The 2,896-nt window shown below is 72.7% G+C and carries 4 protein-coding genes and 1 pseudogene; all 5 read right to left on the bottom strand.

What is annotated here, in order from left to right; translation table 11 throughout:
* Positions 1–505: pseudogene (locus HUU95_RS12825) on the bottom strand (cell envelope biogenesis protein TolA); the annotation flags it as partial.
* Positions 506–520: 15 nt separating this feature from the next.
* Positions 521–949 (bottom strand): ExbD/TolR family protein, encoded by a 429-nt coding sequence (locus HUU95_RS12820; RefSeq protein ID WP_438827213.1) that lies wholly within the window; start codon positions 947–949, stop codon positions 521–523.
* Between the two features lie 122 nt (positions 950–1,071).
* Positions 1,072–1,767, bottom strand: coding sequence for a protein TolQ (gene tolQ, locus HUU95_RS12815; protein WP_174280456.1), 696 nt, complete (start codon positions 1,765–1,767; stop codon positions 1,072–1,074).
* Between the two features lie 10 nt (positions 1,768–1,777).
* Entirely contained in the window at positions 1,778–2,245 is a 468-nt protein-coding gene (locus HUU95_RS12810) for a YbgC/FadM family acyl-CoA thioesterase (RefSeq protein ID WP_174280455.1), read from the bottom strand.
* A gap of 99 nt (positions 2,246–2,344) precedes the next feature.
* Positions 2,345–2,896: hypothetical protein (locus HUU95_RS12805; protein WP_174280454.1), on the bottom strand; the 552-nt coding region annotated here is incomplete at its 5' end.

Here is a 2,896-nt window from a genome sequence, read left to right as displayed (position 1 = left end):
CTTTCGCGGGCGCGGGCGCGGGCGCGGCGTCGGCGGCGGGCTTCGCCCTGGCCGGCCTGGGCTTCTCGATCGCCGGCTCCACCGTCGGCCGGGACGCGGGTGACGGCCTAGGAACGGGCTGGGGCTTGGGAACGGGCTGCGGCTTGGGGACGGGCTGGGGCTTGGGGACGGGCTGGAGCTTGGCGGGTGCCGGCTTGGGCTCGGGGGAAGGCTGCGGCTTGGGCACGGGTCTGGGGACCGGAGCGGGCACGGGATCGGCTGTCGGAGGGGGCGGGGCGGCGTCCTCGGGAGCCCCCTGGTCGGGCGCGACGGACCGGCTCGGCGGCACCGGCGCGGGCGGCGCGGTCTGTTCGGCGCCGACGTCCGCGACCAGGCTCACCTCGACGGGATGCTCCTCCAGCCGTTTGGGATCGGGCGCCTTGAGCAGTCCGAGCGACAGCAGCCCGAACAGCGCGAGGTGGCCTGCGAGCGCGATGCCGAGGCCGACCTTCTCGGTCCTGTCCATGCCCTCTGCCACGCCTCAGCGCCGGTCGTCGACGCCGGTGACGAACGCCACCCGGTTCAGCCCGGCGCGGTTCAGCTCGCCCATCAGCCGCGCCACGCGGTCGAACGGCAGCGTGCGGTCGATCCGCAGCATCACCTGCGGCGGCAGGCCCAGCGGCGCGCGCGCGGCCAGCGCCTCCAGCCGGTCGGGCAGCGCCGCCTCGCCCACTTCGTCCTTGTCGATGAACAGCCTGCCTGTCGCGTCGAGCGAGACCTGCACCGGCTTGTCTGCCTGATCGAGCGGATGCGCGCGGCTGTCGGGCAGGTTCACCGGCACGCCCGCGGTCAGCAGCGGCGCGGTGACCATGAAGATGATGAGCAGCACCAGCATCACGTCGACGAGCGGCGTGACATTGATGTCCGCCATCGGCGCCGACCGGCCCCGACCGCGCTTGGATGGCACCATCGCCACCTACTCCCCTCCCGCTTGCGGGTCTCGGGTGTGGGCAGGACGAAGCTCGGTGCGCGGGACGGGACTCCCCACCCCTAGCTCCTCCCGCAAGCGGGAGGGGGACGCGAAGCGACCCCTCATCGTTCGCCGTCCAGCTGGCGGCTCAGCGTCGCATGGAAGGCGTCGGCGAAGCGGTTCAGCCGCGCCTCGATCCGGTTCACGCCATGGCCGAAGCGATTGTACGCGATGACCGCCGGGATCGCGGCGAACAGCCCGATCGCGGTCGCGAACAGCGCCTCCGCGATACCCGGCGCCACCACCGCTAGGCTGGAGTTCTGCGCGCTGGCGATGCCGGTGAACGCGCGCATGATCCCCCATACCGTGCCGAACAGCCCCACGAACGGTGCCACCGACCCGACGGTGGCCAGCACGTTCAACCGGTCCGACAACCGATCGATCTCCTCCGCCGACGCCGCGCCCATCGTCGTCGCCAGCCGCTCGCGCGTGCCCGCCCGATCGATCTGGCCGCCTGCGGTGGAGCGCCGCCATTCCTTGACGCCAGCGGCGAACACGCGCGCGATCGGCAGGTCCCGGTCGCCCTCCTTCTTGTGGAATGCGTCGATGTCGTCCGCCGTCCAGAACTCGCGCTCGAACCGGTCGATCTTGCGGCGCGCGCGGCCGATCCGGCGCCAGAAGCTCCAGATGATCGCCCAGGTCCACAGGCTCGCGCCCAGCAGCCCCAGCATCACGATCCGGACCACCCAGTCGGCCTGGAGGAACAGCGCGACCGGGGACAGGCTGGCGGCGTCGGTGTTGAGGATAAGGTGGTTCATGGCAGAAATCTCATGACTCGTTCGGGACTCCTTCTTGCACGAGCGCCTGGAAGATGCCGCGCCATGCCGCCGGCTGTCGACGCGGCCGACCGTCCGGCGAGACCAGCGCCACCGCCAGCTCGGCATCGGCCAGTCTCTCGCGGTCGCGGCTGACTGTCTGCTGAATGGCGACGGCCGCGGCGCGCACGCCCGTCACCCGGCTGACGACGAGCAGCGCATCGCCCAGCCGCGCCGGCGCACGATAGCGGATCGACAGGCTCGCCACCGCCCACGTGCCCTCGCCCGCCGCCAGCGCGGCGCGCTGGTCGATGCCGGCGATCGCCAGCATGTCCGACCGCGCACGCTCCAGGTAGCGAAGATAGTTGGCATGGTAGACGACACCCGACAGGTCGGTATCCTCGTGATACACCCGGACCGGGAAGCGATGTTCGCCGCCGACGAAGCGGCCCTGCTGCGGCTGGTCGTCGTCCGGCACCATGAGGCCGCTGGTAGCGCAGACCCGGCAGCGGGGAAACCCGGTGATGGACCCGATCCGCCACGAGCGGGACCAGGCGGATCCGGTCAGTCGCCGGGCAGGTCAGTCACCCGACAGGGCGGACGGATCGAGCTCCAGTCGCGGGCGCGGTGTCGGCCGCACCGGCGCCGGGGCGGCGAACGCGATCACCGGCCGGACGGGGGTCTGCGGTGGCGCGTCGTCCCGCGACGCCGCGTCCAGCACCATCAGCCCCGACGCCGCCCCGCCGGGCAACGTACCGGGCGCGAGCGCCTGCGTGTCGGCCATCACCTGAACGGCGGCGGCGCAGAACCGGTCGTGCGCCTGCGCCGCCGAGAAGAAGTTGTATAGCCGCGTCATCGCGTGGTCGTAGCGGTCCTGCCACTGGCCGCCGCCGGCGCGGAACTCCGCCGCCAGCCCGTCCTGCGCCACCGCGAACGACGTCCTCTCGCGGACGAGCAGCGCATTGTACTGGCTCGCCAGCATCGCCTCCCCCGGTGCGCGACAGGCGAGCGCGGCGACGTTCAACGCGGCGCGCAGATGCCAGACCGTCGCGGCCTGCGACAGGTTGGCGTTGATCGGAGACGGCCCGGCCGGCTCGGGCGGGGCCGCGACGATCGGCGGCGGCGGCGCGGG

It is taken from the genome of Sphingomonas bacterium, from assembly GCF_903643065.1.
In the GTDB taxonomy this organism is placed as follows: Bacteria; Pseudomonadota; Alphaproteobacteria; order Sphingomonadales; family Sphingomonadaceae; genus Sphingomonas.
The sequence above is the reverse complement of the archived record's forward strand: the minus strand, read 5'-3'. Positions and strand labels throughout refer to the sequence as shown.

What these genes read in the sequence shown, in the direction of transcription:
- HUU95_RS12810 (WP_174280455.1), bottom strand. Translation starts at nt 2,245, where the DNA reads ATGGTGCCGGACGACGACCAGCCGCAGCAGGGCCGCTTCGTCGGCGGC.
- HUU95_RS12820 (WP_438827213.1), bottom strand. Translation starts at nt 949, where the DNA reads ATGGTGCCATCCAAGCGCGGTCGGGGCCGGTCGGCGCCGATGGCGGAC.
- tolQ (WP_174280456.1), bottom strand. Translation starts at nt 1,767, where the DNA reads ATGAACCACCTTATCCTCAACACCGACGCCGCCAGCCTGTCCCCGGTC.